Origin of the sequence: Amycolatopsis sp. YIM 10, assembly GCF_009429145.1 — a bacterium.
In the GTDB taxonomy this organism is placed as follows: domain Bacteria; phylum Actinomycetota; class Actinomycetes; order Mycobacteriales; family Pseudonocardiaceae; genus Amycolatopsis.
This window is the reverse complement of the sequence record NZ_CP045480.1, coordinates 2798413-2812476: the sequence shown is the minus strand read 5'-3', so window position 1 is coordinate 2812476 and position 14064 is coordinate 2798413. Positions and strand designations below refer to the sequence as shown.

Here is a 14064-nt window from a genome sequence, read left to right as displayed (position 1 = left end):
CTTAACCGCCGCCGGCCAGCTGTTCGCTGTAGAACAGGCCGAGGCCGAACATGCAGCAGATCGCCGACAGCAGCCAGAACCGGATGATCACCGTGGTCTCGGCCCAGCCGGCCAGCTCGAAGTGGTGGTGGAACGGCGCCATCCGGAACAGCCGCCGCCGGGTGGTGCGGAAGACCGCGATCTGCAGCACCACCGAGATCATCTCGACCATGAACAGGCCGCCGATGACGATGGCGAGCAGTTCGGTGCGGGTGGTCATGGACAGCCCGGCGACCAGGCCGCCGAGCGCCAGCGAACCGGTGTCGCCCATGAAGATCTTCGCGGGCGCGGCGTTCCACCACAGGAAGCCGACGCAGGCGCCGGTGGCGGCCGCGGCGACCACCGCGAGGTCCAGCGGGTCGCGCACGTTGTAGCAGGCGGCGGTGGGGCTCTCCGCGCAGCTGAGCCTGGCCTGCCAGAACGAGATCACCACGTAGGTGGCCAGCACCATCGCCGCCGCGCCACCGGCGAGGCCGTCCAGGCCGTCGGTGAAGTTCACCGCGTTCGACCAGCCGGAGATGACCACCAGGGTGAACAGCACGAACAGCGGGATCGGCAGCACGATCAGCTCGATGTCGCGCACGTAGGACAGGTTCATCGACGCCGGGCTGAGCCCGTTCTCGTCGGCGAACTGCAGCGCCAGCACCGCGAAGGCGACGCCGACCACGACCTGGCCGACGATCTTCGCCGTTTTGTTCAGGCCGAGGTTGCGCTGCTTGCGGATCTTGATGAAGTCGTCCAGGAAACCGACCACACCGAGGCCGACGCCGAGGAAGAGCACCAGCAGGCCGGACGCCGACGGGCCGCTGCTGGAGTCGTCGCCCATCCAGTTGATCAGGTGGGCGACGAAGTAACCGACGACCATCGCGATGATGATCGCCACGCCACCCATGGTCGGCGTGCCGCGCTTGGACTTGTGCCCGGCCGGGCCCTCCTCGCGGATCTCCTGGCCGAAGCCCTGCCGGGAGAACACCCGGATCAGGTACGGCGTGAGCAGGATGGAGACCAGCAGGCCGACGGATGCCGCGATCAGGATGCTGATCACGCCTCACCGCCAGTACCCGCGAGCACCGCGTCGGCCACCCGCCAGAGCGCGGCGACCTTGGATGCCTTGACCAGCACCACGTCCTGCGGCCGCAGCTGTTCGCGCAGCAAGGCGATGGCGGCGTCGGTGTCGGGCACCAGGACGGACTCCTCTCCCCATGAACCTTCGTGGCTCGCGCCTTGATGCATCGCGGCGGCGTCCTCGCCGACCACCACGAGCCTGCCGATGTTCAGCCGGACGGCCAGGCGGCCGATCTCGTCGTGCGCGGTCACGCTATCGGCACCGAGTTCGCCCATCACACCGAGGACCGCCCAAGATCGGCGGCCCGCGCTCATCGAGGCGAGCGTCTTCAGCGCCGCACGGACCGATTCCGGGTTGGCGTTGTACGAATCGTTCAGCACGAGCAGGCCGTCTTCCCTGGTCGTGACCTCCATGCGCCGGGCGGAGCGCCGGGTCACCGCCGAGAGCCGGGCGGCGACATCGGCCACCGAAGCGCCGAGTTCCATCGCGACGGCGGCGGCCGAGAGCGCGTTGCCCACGTGGTGCTCGCCGTGCAGCGGCAGCTTCACCTCCGCGGAACCGGCCGGGGTGACCAGCCGGAAGGACGCGCGGGCCTGCTCGTCGAGCACCAGGTTCTCGGCGCGCACGGTCGCGTCGGGATGTTCACCGACGCCGACGATCCGCGCCTTCGTCCGCGAGGCCATGCCCGCGACCAGCGGATCGTCGAAGTTGAGCACCGCGACACCGTCTTCCGGCAGCGCCTCCGGCAGCTCGCCCTTGGCCTTGGCGATGCCTTCGCGCGAGCCGAACTCGCCGACGTGCGCGCTGCCGACGTTGAGCACCACGCCGAAGCGCGGCGGGGCGATCTCGGCCAGCTCGGCGATGTGCCCTGGGCCGCGGGCCGACATCTCCAGCACCAGGTACCGGGTGCTGGTGTCGGCACGCAGCGCGGTCCACGGGTGACCCAGCTCGTTGTTGAACGAACCGGGCGGCGCGACCGTCGGGCCGAGCGGTTCGAGCAGCTGCGCGATCAGGTCCTTGGTGGAGGTCTTGCCGGACGAACCGGTCACGCCCACCACGGTCAGCCCGGTTTTCGACAGCTCGCGGACCACGTGCCTGGCGAGCTTGCCGAGCGCGGCCAGCACGGCGGCACCGGAGCCGTCGGTGTCCCCGGTGAGCACCATCGCGCGCTCGTTCGCCACGCCCTCGTCCAGCGGCGGCACGATCACCGCGGGCGCGTCGACCTCGCGGGCGGCGAGCACCCCGGCCGCACCGGCGGCGACCGCCTTGGCGGCGAAGGTGTGCCCGTCGACCTTCTCCCCCGGCAACGCGAGGAAGAGCCCGCCTTCGGTCAGCTGCCGCGAATCGAACTCCACCGATCCGGTCACCCGTGGGCTGCCGTCGGTGCCGTGCAGCCGTCCGCCGACGATCTCGGCGATCTCGGCCAGGGTCAGCGCGATCACGCGTGCACCCCCAGCCGGGTACGGATCGCGGCTTCCAGCTCGTCGCGGTCGGAGAAGGGGTGCACCACGCCGTGTGCCTCCTGCCCGGTCTCGTGGCCTTTGCCCGCGACGAGCACGATGTCGCCGGGTCCGGCCAGTTCCACGGCGCGCGCGATGGCAGCGCGCCGGTCGCCGATCTCCTCGATCTCCCCGCCCGCGGCACCGGCCGAGCGCGCGCCGGCGAGCATCGCCGCGCGGATCGGCTCCGGTTCCTCGGAACGGGGGTTGTCGTCGGTCACGATCAGCACGTCGCTGCGCTTGGCCGCGGCCTCGCCCATCATCGGGCGCTTGGCCGTGTCGCGGTCGCCGCCGCAGCCGAGCACGGTGATCACGCGGCCGTCGGTGCGGGCGCGCAGCGCGTCGAGCGCCTGCGCCACCGCGGCCGGTTTGTGCGCGTAGTCGACCACCGCGGTGAACGGCTGTCCCAAGTGGACACGTTCCATCCGGCCGGGCACCTCGACCTCGCCGATCCCGCGCACGATGTCGGGCAGTTCCACCCCGGTGACGTCCAGGATCGCCGCCGCCAGCAACGCGTTGGCCACGTTGAACTCCCCCGGCAAGGGGATCTTCGCGGTGGCGGTGCGCCCGCCGGGCGCGTGCAGCACGAACGACTGCTCGCCGGTGGGCAACGCGGTCAACTCGGTCGCGGTCCAGGCCGCCTCGTTCTCCGGTTCGGTGGACACGGTCACCGTGTGCGGGGTGACCAGCGCCTGGCCCCACGCGCTGTCGACCACCACCACCTCGGTGGTGGACCGGCCGTCGAACAGCAGCGACTTGGCGGCGAAGTAGTCCTCCATGTCGCGGTGGAAGTCGAGGTGGTCCTGGGAGAGGTTGGTGAACGCGCCGACCGCGAACCGGGTGCCGGTGACCCGGCCCAGCGCCAGCGCGTGGCTGGACACCTCCATCGCGGTGTGCGTGACGCCCTGCTCCACCATCACCGCGAACAGCGCCTGCAGATCGGGCGCCTCGGGCGTGGTGAACGCACTGGCCAGCCGCTCGCCCGCGATCCGGGTCTCCACCGTGCCGATCAGCCCGGTGGTGCGGCCGGCCGCGCGCAGCCCGGAGTCGATCAGGTACGCGGTGGTGGTTTTGCCGGAGGTACCGGTCACGCCGAGCACCGAGAGCTTCAGCGACGGCTCGCCGTAGATCCAGGCGGCCATCAGGCCGAGCGCCTGGCGCGGCTCGGGGTGCACGAGCACCGGCACCCCGGCGTCGCGCACGGCCGGGCGCTCGGCGCCGGCCTCGTCGGTGAGCACCGCGGCGGCACCGGCGGCGATCGCGGCGTCGGCGAAGTCCGCACCGTGGGCGCGGGCACCGGGCAGGGCGGCGAACAGGTCGCCGGGCAGGACGTGCTGGGCGCGCAGGGTCGCGCCGGTCACCGCGTTCTCCACGCTTTCGGGTGGCGCGATCAGCCGGGCGTCCGCGCGGGCGACCAGCGTGTTCAGCGGGACCGGCTCGGTCAGCGCCGGCCGGGGCGGTGCGACGACGGCCTTCACCGGGCTGTCCGGCACCTGCCCGCCGGACCTGCCAGGCCCATCGTTGTTGACAGACACAGGCGGCAGGTTACCGGCGGCGCATCCGGGTGACCCAAGGCGGTACTGGGTGCGAGCGGCCGATCGCGCTTTGGTAGCGCGGACCGGGGGCAAGCACGGTTCGGCGCACCGTCCTAGAGCGCGGTGAGTTCGGCGATCTTCCAGGAACCGTCGATCTTCTTCGCGTGCACGTCGAGATGGGCAGCCGAGGAGGTCTGCCCGTTCTCGCCGGGGCGCAACGTCTGCTGGTCGAGGAAGATCAGCAACCGGGCGCTGTCGGCCCGCAGTTCCCGTACGCCCGCCGAGCGGATCGTGGTGGTGCGCACCAATTTCTCCGCCTCGGCCTGCCGCTTCGCCGCGGCGAAGCTGTCCCGGTACTGGTTGACCGCCTTGTCCACCAGCAACCCGCCCGCGGCCCGCTCGGTGCGGTCGAGATTCGCGTAGTCGTAGGAGAAAATCGCCTTCACCGCGGCCCCGACCTGGTCGGAGACCTCGGCCGTCGCGGCGGTGTCCACCAGGGCGAGGTTCGCCGACGGGTCCCCTTCGGACAGCCGTCCCGCTTCCACGCCGAACCAGACCGCGCACCCGGTGGCGAGCACCACCACCGCGGTCAGCAGGGCGATCGAGGTGGCCAGCCGGGAATCCGTTTTGCCCGTTTCCACCGGCTTTTCGGTTTCGGCGCCGGTTCCGGTGCCGGTTCCGGTTTCGGCCCCGGATTCGGTTTCGGCCTCGATTTCGGCACTGTCCAGTTCCAGCGTGCCCGAATGCGTTCCGGTCACTTCGTCTTCTTCGTGCTTGTCCTTAGCCATCAGCCCGCCTGGACGGCGCTCACCTTCCAGCCCTGGTCGGTCCGGGTCAGTTCGACGGACAACCGGCTGCGGTTGGGCACCGGCGGCTCGCTGTTGATCCCGATCCGCACGTCCAGCACGGCGACCAGCCGCGCGGTGTCCGGGAGCAGTTCCACCAGCGCCGCCTGCCGCACCGAGGCGGTGGCCATGGTCCTGGTCTCCGCCGTGCGCTTGAGGTGCACCTCGCGGTCGGCGGCCAGGTCCTTGCCGAACTGGCCGGTGCTGACCTGCAGCCAGCGGTCGTAGTCGAACTGCACGGTCCGGTAGTCGACCGTGTTCAACGCGGTCAGCGCGGATGACGCGGTGGAGAGCACGTCGTCGCGCTCCCGCGCACGGGTCAGCTCGTCGTCCTGCGCGGCGGCCCGCCAGGACCAGCCGAACCAGGCGGCCGCGGCCACGGCGAGCACCGCGGCCACGAGCAGGCCGCGCCGCAGCGGGCGGAGGTTCACGGATTTCACACGCGCACGATTCCAGATCAATCGGGCAAGCCCAAGAGTCCGCCGACATTTTCCGAGCCGGGCAGCCCGGCCAGGTCCAGCAGACCGGGCAGCTTCGCCTGCCCCTGCGGCGCCGGGGCCTGCGGTGACGGCTTCGGCACCTCCACCGGCTTGCCCGCGTACGGCGCGTTCTGCGCCCCGCGCACCCCGGTCGGACTGCCCGGCGGCTCGGCGCAGTACGCCTCGGTGTTCGCCGGAAGTTCACTGGTGTCGTTCGCGGGTCGTTGCTTGGTGCCCTCGTAACCCTTCGTGCACGAGTACGGGTCGAACAGGTTCAGCACAAAACCGAGGTGCCCCTCCCCGTTGGAGGTGACCGAGCGGCTGAACGCGGAGATCACCGGGTACGCCACCAGCAGCTGCTCCACCGAGTCCACCCGCACGGTGGTGATCTGCGCGGTGGTCAGCAGGTTGGCGAAGACCACGCCGAGATCGGTGCCCGAGGTGGCCAGCACCTCGCTGACCTGCCTGCTCAGCTTCGGCGCGTCGTCGATCACCTTGCGCAACTGCGGGTCGGACTCCTTGAGCCGCGCGCTGATGTCCTTGAGCCCGCTGGCCAGCGAGGTGAGGTTGTCGCCCTGGCGGCGCTGGGTGTCCAGCACCACCCGCGCGTCGGCGAGCAGCGCCTTGGTGTCGGGCAGGTGCTCGGTGGCGGTGGCGGTGAACGAGCCCGCGGTGTCCAGCAGCAGCCGCAGGTCCGGCCCGGCGTCGGCGAAGGCGAGATAGGCCTCGTCCACCACCGTGCGCAGCGACTGGGGGTCCACACTGGACACCAGCGAGTCCAGATTGGACAGCACGGTGTCCGGGGAGACCGGGATCTGCGTGCGGTCCTTGGTGATCACGCTGCCCTCCTCCAGGTAGGGCGCGTTCTCGTGCAGTGGCCGCAGGTCGACGTACTGCTCCCCGACCGCCGAGCGGTTGGCCACCACCGCGGCGGTGTCGGCGGGGATCTTCGGCCCGTCGCTCTCCAGGTCCAGCCGGACGTCCACGCCGTCGGGGCGCAGCACCAGCTCGGTCACCTTGCCCACGGTCACCCCGCGGTAGGTGACCTCGGCGTTGACGAAGATGCCGCCGGAGTCGGCCAGCCGCGCGGTGACCAGGTAACCGCGCGCGCCGAGCAGCCGGTCCAGCCCGGCGTAGTTGCCACCGGCGTAGACCACCGAGACCACCGCGATCACCACGAAGGCGAGCAGCTGGATGCGGTGCTTGCGACCGAGCGTCATCCCCCACCTCCCAGGATGCCGCCGAGCAGCCCGTCCAGTCCGCCCAGCACCCCGCCACCCGGCACGCTCAGCGGTGGTGGCGCGGTCGGCAGCGGCAGTGACGGCGGCGGCGGGATCGACGGGTTCTGCGGCAGCGCGATCGGCGGTTGCGAGGAGTTGAGGAAGTTCTGCACCAGTGAGTCCAGGTTGAGGTCGACGCGGGCACGCACGTTCGCGTAGTCGCCCTTGACCACCGCGCCCGCCGCGTCCGGGAACGGATAGGTGGGCAGGATCTTCAGCGCCGTCGGCAGGTTCTGCCCGGCCTCGGCGAGCTTCTCCAGGGTCGGCTCCAGCGCCCGCAGATCGGCGATCAGCTCGTCGCGGCTGGCGTTGACCGTGCTCACCGCGACCCCGGAGAGCTTGTCCAGCGACTGCAGCATGCCGACGAGCTGATCGCGCTGCGCGGTGACCACCTGCAGCCCGGGCGCGAGGTCGTTCAGTGCCACCTGGAGGTCGTCGGTCTGCGTGTCGAGCGTGGACGAGAGCCGGTTCAGCCCGTCGATGGCCCGCACGATCTCGCCCTTGTGCCCGTCCAGTTCGGTGGCCACTTCGTCCACTCTGGACAGCAGGGCGCGGATGTCGGCCTCGTTGCCGGACAGCGCGTTCGTCAGCTCCTGGCTGATCGTGCGCAACTGGTCGATGCCGCCGCCGTTGAGCAGCAGGGAAAGCGCGCCGAGCACCTCTTCGACCTCGGGATTGCGGTTGGTCTTCGCCAGCGGGATGACCGCGCCGTCACCGAGTCTGGCCTCCGCCGCCTCACCGGCCGCGGGCCCGCGCAGTTCGACGAACTTCTCCCCGAGCAGGCTGGACTGCCGCAGTTCGGCGCCCGAGTTCGCGGGCAGCACCACGTCACCGTTGACCGCGATGCTCACCACCGCGTAGTGCGTGTCCTCGGACAGATTGATCTCCTCGACCCGCCCGACGGGCACATCGGCCACCTTCACCGCCGCCTGCGGCACCAGGTCCAGCACGTCGGTGAACTGCACGGTCAGCCGGAACGGGTGGTCGCCGAGATCCGCCCCGCCCGGCAGCGGGGTGTCGTACATCCCGGCGAACCCGGTGCAGCCGCCGAGCAGCAAGGCACCGGCCAGCACCGCGGCGAGCTTCGCGCACTTGGTCATTTGATCCCCAGATTGCCCGAGAGCAGATCCACCAGCGGCAGCGGCAACGGCGGCAGTTCGCCGTTCTGGATGGAGTTGAGCAGCTGCGGCAGCGATGGCACCTTGAGCGTGCCGTCGATGATGGGCGCCAGCCCCTGGCACAACTCCCCCAGCGTGTCCGGCAACTGCGCGGGCGTGCCGGCGCTGACCAGCTTGCACAGGGTGACCATCAGCGGGTGCGCGAGTTCGTTGGCGTTGTACCGCACCGCGATGCTGCCCGAGGCCGCGTCGTAGGTGTTGATGAAGTTCGTCATGCCGGTCGGCCCGACGTCGAGCACCTCGGCCAGCGCGCCCCGCTGGTCCACCAGCACCTTGGTGATCCCGGCCAGCTTGTCCACATTGGACCCGAGCAGGTCGCGGTTCTCCTCGACGAAGGCGCGCACGTCGTCCAGTGAGGTGGCGAGCCCGGTCAGCGCCGCGCCGACGTCGTCGGACTCCGAGGACAGGTAACCGGCCACATCGGACAGTCGAGCGTAGAACTCGTTGAGCTGCTTGTCACTGCCCGCCAGCATTTCGGTGAACGACTTGAGGTTCTTCACCGTGGCGAACATGTCGCCCTTCGAACCTTCGAGCGTTCTGGACAGTTCGGAGAGCCGGGTGACCGTGTCGTTGAGGTTCTGCCCGTTGCCGTCGAGGTTCGCCGCCGCGGTGTCCAGCACCCGCGACAGCGCGCCGTCGGAGTTGGCCCCCTGCGGGCCCAGTGCGGTCGACAGCTCGTTCAGACTGCCGTAGAGGTCGTCCAATTCGGCCGGGGTGGCGGTCCGTTCGGTGCCGATCACCGCGCCGGAAGCCAGCTCCGGCCCCTCGTCGTAGGCGGGGGTCAGCTGCACGTACCGGTCGCTGACCAGGCTCGGCGCCACCACCACCGCACCGGCGCCCTCGGGGATCTGCACCCCGCCGTCCACCCGCAGCTCGACCCGCACCACACCGCCCTGCGGGGTCACCTCGGTGATCTCGCCGACCGGCACCCCGAGCACCCGCACCGCGGAACCCGCGTAGAGGCCGACGGTCTTCTCGAAGTACGCGGTGATCTTGGTGCCACCGGGGTCGCGCACGGCGAACCACAGTCCGGCGGCGAGCACCAGCAACGCCACGCACGCCAGGGAAAGCCACGACAGCAGGCTCCGCCCGGCCCTGGTCTCGACGGTCATCGCGGAGCCACCCCCTGGTTCGGCGCGGCGATCGGCGGTGAGCAGCCCTCCGGATTGATCTGTGCCCCGGCCACGGTGATCACCGGCGGCAGCAGACCGCAGATGTAGCCCTCGAACCAGCGCCCGTTGCCGGTCGCGTTCGCGCCGATGCGGGTGAACGGGGCGAGCAGTTCCAGGCTTCGGCTGAGGTTGTCCTGGTTGCGGTGCAGCACGTCGGTGACCTTGCCGAGCTTCTCCAGCGCCGGTTTCAGCTGCCCCCGGTTGTCCGCCACCAGCCCGGAAAGCTGGTCGGACAACTGCTTCGTACCGTCCAGCAGCCGGGTGATCGCGTCCTGGCGGTTCTGCAGTTCGGTGAGCAGGAGGTTGCCGTCCCCGATGATCCGCGACAGCTGGGCGTTGCGGTCCGACAGCGTTTTCGAGACCTGGCTGGTGTTCGAGAGCAGGTTCGCGAGTTCGGTGTCGCGCGAGGACACCGTCTTCGACAGCGAGGACAAGCCGTCCAGCGCCTCGCGCAGGTGCGGCGGGGTGTCCTTGAGCGCGTCCGAGAGCACGTTGAAGCTCTGCGCCAGCTGGTCGGTGTCGACGTCCTGCACGGTGTCGGACAGCTTCTCGAACGCGTCCTGTAGTTCGAACGGCGTGCGCGTGCGGTCCAGCGGAATGCTCTCGGCCGGGTCCTGCGGCGACTCCCCGGACGGGTGCAGCGCGAGGAACTTCTCGCCCAGCAGGGTCTTGATCTCGATCGAGGCGACCGTCGCGTCCGGCACGCTCACCCGCTCCACCTCGAACTCGACCAGCACCTTCTTCCGGTCCAGCTCCACCGAGGTCACCTCGCCGACGGTCACCCCGGCCACCCGCACCTCGTTGCCCGCGGCCAGCCCGGCCGACTCGGCGAACTCCGCGGAGTAGCCGATTCCCTTGTCCAGCAAGGGAAGGTTGTTCCAGGTGTAGGTGACCACGGCGACAAGGGCGACCAGCACCAGCGCCACGCCGCCGACCGCGGCCTGGTTCCGTTCGCGCAGCGGCGTCATGACGGCTGGCACCTCTCCGGCATCTCGTTGGTGGGGATCGGCAGGAACGGCACGGTGATGTTCAGCGAGGAGACGCCGATCGTGCCGGACAGCCCGCACAGGTAGTAGTTGAACCAGCTGCCGTAGCTCAGCGTGCGGGTGAACTTCTCCAGGTTGCCCGGCATCACCCCGAGCAGCTGGTCCAGCAGTTGCTCGGAATCGGCGAGATTGCCGGACAGCTGCCCGAGCGCGGCGATGTCCTCCTTCAGCGGCGGCCTGGCTTCGGCGAGCAGCCCGGCGGTGGTGTCGGTGAGCTCGCCGAGCGCGGACACCGCCTCCCCGATCGGCTGCCGCTGCTCGGCCAGTCCGGTGACCAGCTGCTGCGTCTGGTCGATCAACTCGCCGAGGCCGGGTCCCTGCTGGTTGACCGTGCCGAGCACGTTGTTCAGGTTGGTGATCACCTCGCCGATCACCTTGTCCCGGTCGGCGATCGCCGAGGTCAGCGACGCGGTGTGCGACAGCAGGCTGCGGATGGTCCCGCCCTCGCCCTGGAACACCTGGATGATCTCGTAGGACAGCTGGTTCACCTGTGCTGGTTCGAGCGCCTTGAACAACGGCTCGAACCCGTTGAACAACACGGTCAGGTTGAGCGCGGGCTGGGTGCGCTCCAACGGGATCCGGCCGCCGTCGGGCAGCTTGCCGTCACCGTCCACCGCGGTGCCGAGCGCGAGGTAGCGCTGGCCGATCAGGTTGCGGAACTTGACCGTCGCGGTGACCGCCTCCGGCAGCTCGCGCACCGAGTCCACGCCGAAGTTCACCTCCGCGCGGTGGGCCCCGTCGCTCTCGGAGACGGTGATCGACTCCACCTGCCCGACCTTGACCCCGGCGATGCGGACGTCGTCGCCTTCCTTGAGGCCGGAGGAATCGGTGAACAGCGCGCTGTAGCGGGCGCTGTCGCCGAAGTCGGTGTTCGCGATGGTGGCCCCGAGCACCGCGGTGAGCAGCACGGTGACCACCGCGAAGGCCAGGATCTTCAGCAGCGCCGGGATGAAGCTCCTCATTCGAGCGTCACCTCCGCTCCCCGGTACAGCGGCGCGACCAGCAGCCCGCCCCAGCCGGGCACCTCGGCGGGCGGCAGGCCCAGCGCCGGCGCGGTGAGCGCGGAGATCAGCTCCTGCTCCTCCGGGGAGTTCGCCAGCGAACTCGCCCCACCGCCACCACCGGGCAGATCCGGCCCCGGCGACTTCGGCGGCGCCGGCTTGCTGGACCCGTCCTCGATCGGGCCACCCGGCGGGTACTGCGGCCACCGGCCCGGAGGCGGCACGTCCGGATAGCACCGCGGGCCGCGTTTGTCATCGTAGCGCGGCTCGTCCACGCCCGGCAGGTACTTGCCGCGGCTGGCGGTGATCCGGATGGTCACGTGGTTCATCTCGTCGGTTCCCTTGCCGAACGCTTCTTCCGCGCGGGGTACCGATTCGGCGAGCTGGCGCAGCAGGCACGGGTATTCGGGCGCGTACTTCGCCAGCACGTCGAGCGTGGGCCGCACGGTTTTGGTCAGATTGATCAGGTTGTCCTTGTTGACCTCGAGAAAACTGGTCAGGTCCGTGGAGGCGTCGGTGACCGTGCCGAGCATCTCGGCCAGTCCGGTCTGCTTCTCCACCAGCGTCCGGGTGGTCGTGGTCAGATCCGCCAGCGCGTCGAGGAAGTCGGGCGCGGCGCGGTTGTAGACGTCGGCGGTGTCGGCGAGCCCGGTGATGTCGGCCTTGATGTCGGGCAGCGACGGGTTCAGCTCGCCGAGGTAGTCCGACAGCTGCACCAGGGTCTGCCCGAGCTGCTCACCCCGTCCGTCCAGCGCGGTGGCCACCGCGTTCAGCGTGCTGGACAGCTTCTGCGGCTGCACCGACTGCAGCAGCGGCAGCACGTTGCCGAGCACCTGCTCCAGCTCGATGGCGGTGCTGCTGCGGTCCTGCCCGATCACCGCGCCCGCGGCGATCGGTTCCGCCGGGCGCTCCGGCACCTGCAACGCCACGTACCGTTCCCCGAACAGGGTTTTCGGCAGCAGGCGCGCGTTGACGTTGCTCGGGATCACCTCGGTCTTCTCCGGGTCCAGCGCGAGTTCGAGCACCGCGGCGTCCCCGGCGGCCCTGATCGAGCGCACCTCGCCGACCACCATGCCGCGCACCTTCACGTCGGCGCCTTCGCGCATCTGGTTGCCGACGTGGTCGGTCTCCAGCGTGACCGCGGTGTAGGACACGAACTTCTTGTTGTAGACCGCGATCGTGACGGTGAAGAACAACGCCACCACCACGAGGAACAGCACGCCGAGCGCCTGGTGGCGCAGGCGGCCGAGGAGGATGCGGCGCCCGGGGTTCATCCGGAGATCCGCACGGTCGTGTTGGTGCCCCAGATGGCCAAGCTGAGGAAGAAGTCCAGGACCGAGATGAGCACGATCGAGGTACGCACCGCGCGCCCCACCGCGATGCCCACGCCTGCCGGTCCCCCGCGTGCTGTGTAGCCGTAATAACAATGGGAAAGGATCACCAGCACGCTGAACACGATCACCTTGAGGAACGACCAGAGCACGTCCTCCGGGGGCAGGAAGAGCGCGAAGTAGTGGTCGTAGGTGCCCGCCGACTGCCCGTAGAACCAGATGGTGATCTGCCGCGACGCCAGGTACGACGACAGCAGGCCGACCGCGTAGAGCGGGATGACCGCGGTGACCCCGGCCAGCACGCGGGTGGTGACCAGGTACGGCAGGCTCGGCACGCCCATCACTTCGAGCGCGTCGATCTCCTCGGAGATCCGCATGGCCCCGAGTTGCGCGGTGAACCCGCAACCCACCGTGGCCGACAACGCGAGCCCGGCCGAGAGCGGCGCGACCTCGCGGGTGTTGAAGTAGGCGGAAATGAAGCCGGTCAGCGCGGCCGTGCCGAGCTGGTTCAGCGCGGAATACCCCTGCAGGCCGACGATCAGCCCGGTGAACAGGGTCATCCCGATCATCACCCCGAGCGTGCCGCCGATCACCGCCAGCGCGCCGGTGCCGAAACTGACCTCGGTGAGCAGGCGCAGCGTCTCGCGCGAATAGCGGCGGAGCGTGCGCGGCATCCAGGCGATCGCGCGGGCGTAGAAGGAAAGCTGCGCGCCGAACCCCTCCAGGAACGCCCCTGGCCGCGCGATCATCTCGAGCGTCCGGTCCGGCACCCGCTCGGTACTGGTCTCGGTCATCACAACGCCTTCGGGGGAACGATGCGGAGGTAGATCGCGGTCAGCACCACGTTGATCGCGAACAGCAGCAGGAAGGTGATCACCACGGCCTGGTTGACCGCGTCCCCGACGCCCTTCGGCCCACCGGACGGGTTCAGCCCGCGGAAGGCGGCCACCACCCCGGCGACGAAGCCGTACAGGAACGCCTTGATCTCGCTGATCCACAGGTCCGGCAGCTGCGCCAGCGCGTTGAAGCTGGCCAGGTACGCCCCGGGCGTGCCGCCCTGCATGACCACGTTGAAGAAGTAGCCGCCGAGCACGCCGACCACGCTGACCAGGCCGTTGAGCAGCACCGACACCACGATCGCGGCGAGCACCCTCGGCACGATCAGCCGCTGGATCGGGTTGACGCCGAGCACCTCCATGGCGTCGATCTCTTCGCGGATCTTGCGTGCCCCGATGTCCGCGCAGACCGCGCTGCCGCCGGCTCCGGCCACCAGCAGCGCGGTGATCAGCGGGCTCGCCTGCTGCACGATGGCCAGCGCACTGGCCGCACCGGTGAACGACTGCGCGCCGATCTGCTGGGTCAGCGAGCCGAGTTGCAGCGCGATCACCGCGCCGAACGGGATCGCCACCAGCGCGGTGGGCAGAATGGTCACGCTCGCGAAGAACCAGCACTGCTGGATCCACTCGCGGAACTGGAACGGCCGCCGCGGAATGGCGCGCAGCACTTCCCAGGCCAGCGTGGCGAGCCTGCCCACCTGGGCCAGTGCCGCCGTGCCGGGCATCGTCGCCAGGCCAGCCATCGCGCCTCCGGACT

13 protein-coding genes are annotated in these 14064 nt (G+C 70.0%); all 13 read right to left on the bottom strand.

Going from position 1 to position 14064, the window contains the following annotated elements; genetic code table 11:
• Nucleotide 1: 1 nt before the first annotated feature.
• The 13 genes from mraY to YIM_RS13725 all read right to left on the bottom strand — a co-directional run bounded on the left by mraY (nt 2) and on the right by YIM_RS13725 (nt 14050).
• A complete protein-coding gene (gene mraY / locus YIM_RS13785; protein ID WP_153030743.1) occupies nt 2–1084 on the bottom strand; it encodes a phospho-N-acetylmuramoyl-pentapeptide-transferase in 1083 nt (360 codons plus the stop codon).
• Nucleotides 1081–2547, bottom strand: a complete 1467-nt coding sequence (murF, locus tag YIM_RS13780) for a UDP-N-acetylmuramoyl-tripeptide--D-alanyl-D-alanine ligase (protein ID WP_153030742.1) — start codon at nt 2545–2547, stop codon at nt 1081–1083. The genes mraY and murF overlap by 4 nt, the downstream gene beginning before the upstream one ends.
• Nucleotides 2544–4082, bottom strand: coding sequence for a UDP-N-acetylmuramoyl-L-alanyl-D-glutamate--2,6-diaminopimelate ligase (locus YIM_RS13775; protein WP_153036963.1), 1539 nt, complete (start codon nt 4080–4082; stop codon nt 2544–2546). Before YIM_RS13775 ends, murF begins: the two co-directional genes overlap by 4 nt.
• Before the next feature lie 170 nt (nt 4083–4252).
• Nucleotides 4253–4753 (bottom strand): hypothetical protein, encoded by a 501-nt coding sequence (locus YIM_RS13770; RefSeq protein ID WP_153036962.1) that lies wholly within the window; start codon nt 4751–4753, stop codon nt 4253–4255.
• Between the two features lie 173 nt (nt 4754–4926).
• A complete protein-coding gene (locus tag YIM_RS13765) occupies nt 4927–5424 on the bottom strand; it encodes a hypothetical protein (protein ID WP_228004711.1) in 498 nt (165 codons plus the stop codon).
• 17 nt (nt 5425–5441) lie between these two features.
• On the bottom strand, nt 5442–6683 hold the full coding sequence (locus tag YIM_RS13760) for an MCE family protein (RefSeq protein WP_153030741.1): 1242 nt from the start codon (nt 6681–6683) through the stop codon (nt 5442–5444).
• Entirely contained in the window at nt 6680–7843 is a 1164-nt protein-coding gene (locus YIM_RS13755) for an MCE family protein (protein WP_153030740.1), read from the bottom strand. Before YIM_RS13755 ends, YIM_RS13760 begins: the two co-directional genes overlap by 4 nt.
• Nucleotides 7840–9033 carry an MCE family protein gene (locus tag YIM_RS13750; protein ID WP_153030739.1) on the bottom strand — a complete coding sequence of 398 codons (1194 nt, stop codon included), beginning with the start codon at nt 9031–9033 and terminating at the stop codon, nt 7840–7842. Before YIM_RS13750 ends, YIM_RS13755 begins: the two co-directional genes overlap by 4 nt.
• Nucleotides 9030–10061 carry an MCE family protein gene (locus YIM_RS13745; RefSeq protein ID WP_153030738.1) on the bottom strand — a complete coding sequence of 344 codons (1032 nt, stop codon included), beginning with the start codon at nt 10059–10061 and terminating at the stop codon, nt 9030–9032. The genes YIM_RS13750 and YIM_RS13745 overlap by 4 nt, the downstream gene beginning before the upstream one ends.
• Nucleotides 10058–11101 carry an MCE family protein gene (locus YIM_RS13740; RefSeq protein WP_153030737.1) on the bottom strand — a complete coding sequence of 348 codons (1044 nt, stop codon included), beginning with the start codon at nt 11099–11101 and terminating at the stop codon, nt 10058–10060. The genes YIM_RS13745 and YIM_RS13740 overlap by 4 nt, the downstream gene beginning before the upstream one ends.
• Nucleotides 11098–12414, bottom strand: a complete 1317-nt coding sequence (locus YIM_RS13735) for an MCE family protein (protein WP_153030736.1) — start codon at nt 12412–12414, stop codon at nt 11098–11100. The genes YIM_RS13740 and YIM_RS13735 overlap by 4 nt, the downstream gene beginning before the upstream one ends.
• Nucleotides 12411–13265 (bottom strand): ABC transporter permease, encoded by an 855-nt coding sequence (locus YIM_RS13730; protein WP_153030735.1) that lies wholly within the window; start codon nt 13263–13265, stop codon nt 12411–12413. Before YIM_RS13730 ends, YIM_RS13735 begins: the two co-directional genes overlap by 4 nt.
• Nucleotides 13265–14050, bottom strand: a complete 786-nt coding sequence (locus tag YIM_RS13725) for an ABC transporter permease (protein ID WP_153030734.1) — start codon at nt 14048–14050, stop codon at nt 13265–13267. The genes YIM_RS13730 and YIM_RS13725 overlap by 1 nt, the downstream gene beginning before the upstream one ends.
• Nucleotides 14051–14064: the final 14 nt, after the last annotated feature.

Bases quoted from the DNA above. Each gene is read 5' to 3' on its own strand.
- YIM_RS13760 (WP_153030741.1), bottom strand. From the start codon at position 6,683: ATGACGCTCGGTCGCAAGCACCGCATCCAGCTGCTCGCCTTCGTGGTG.
- YIM_RS13755 (WP_153030740.1), bottom strand. From the start codon at position 7,843: ATGACCAAGTGCGCGAAGCTCGCCGCGGTGCTGGCCGGTGCCTTGCTG.
- YIM_RS13750 (WP_153030739.1), bottom strand. From the start codon at position 9,033: ATGACCGTCGAGACCAGGGCCGGGCGGAGCCTGCTGTCGTGGCTTTCC.
- YIM_RS13745 (WP_153030738.1), bottom strand. From the start codon at position 10,061: ATGACGCCGCTGCGCGAACGGAACCAGGCCGCGGTCGGCGGCGTGGCG.
- YIM_RS13740 (WP_153030737.1), bottom strand. From the start codon at position 11,101: ATGAGGAGCTTCATCCCGGCGCTGCTGAAGATCCTGGCCTTCGCGGTG.
- YIM_RS13735 (WP_153030736.1), bottom strand. From the start codon at position 12,414: ATGAACCCCGGGCGCCGCATCCTCCTCGGCCGCCTGCGCCACCAGGCG.
- YIM_RS13730 (WP_153030735.1), bottom strand. From the start codon at position 13,265: ATGACCGAGACCAGTACCGAGCGGGTGCCGGACCGGACGCTCGAGATG.
- YIM_RS13725 (WP_153030734.1), bottom strand. From the start codon at position 14,050: ATGGCTGGCCTGGCGACGATGCCCGGCACGGCGGCACTGGCCCAGGTG.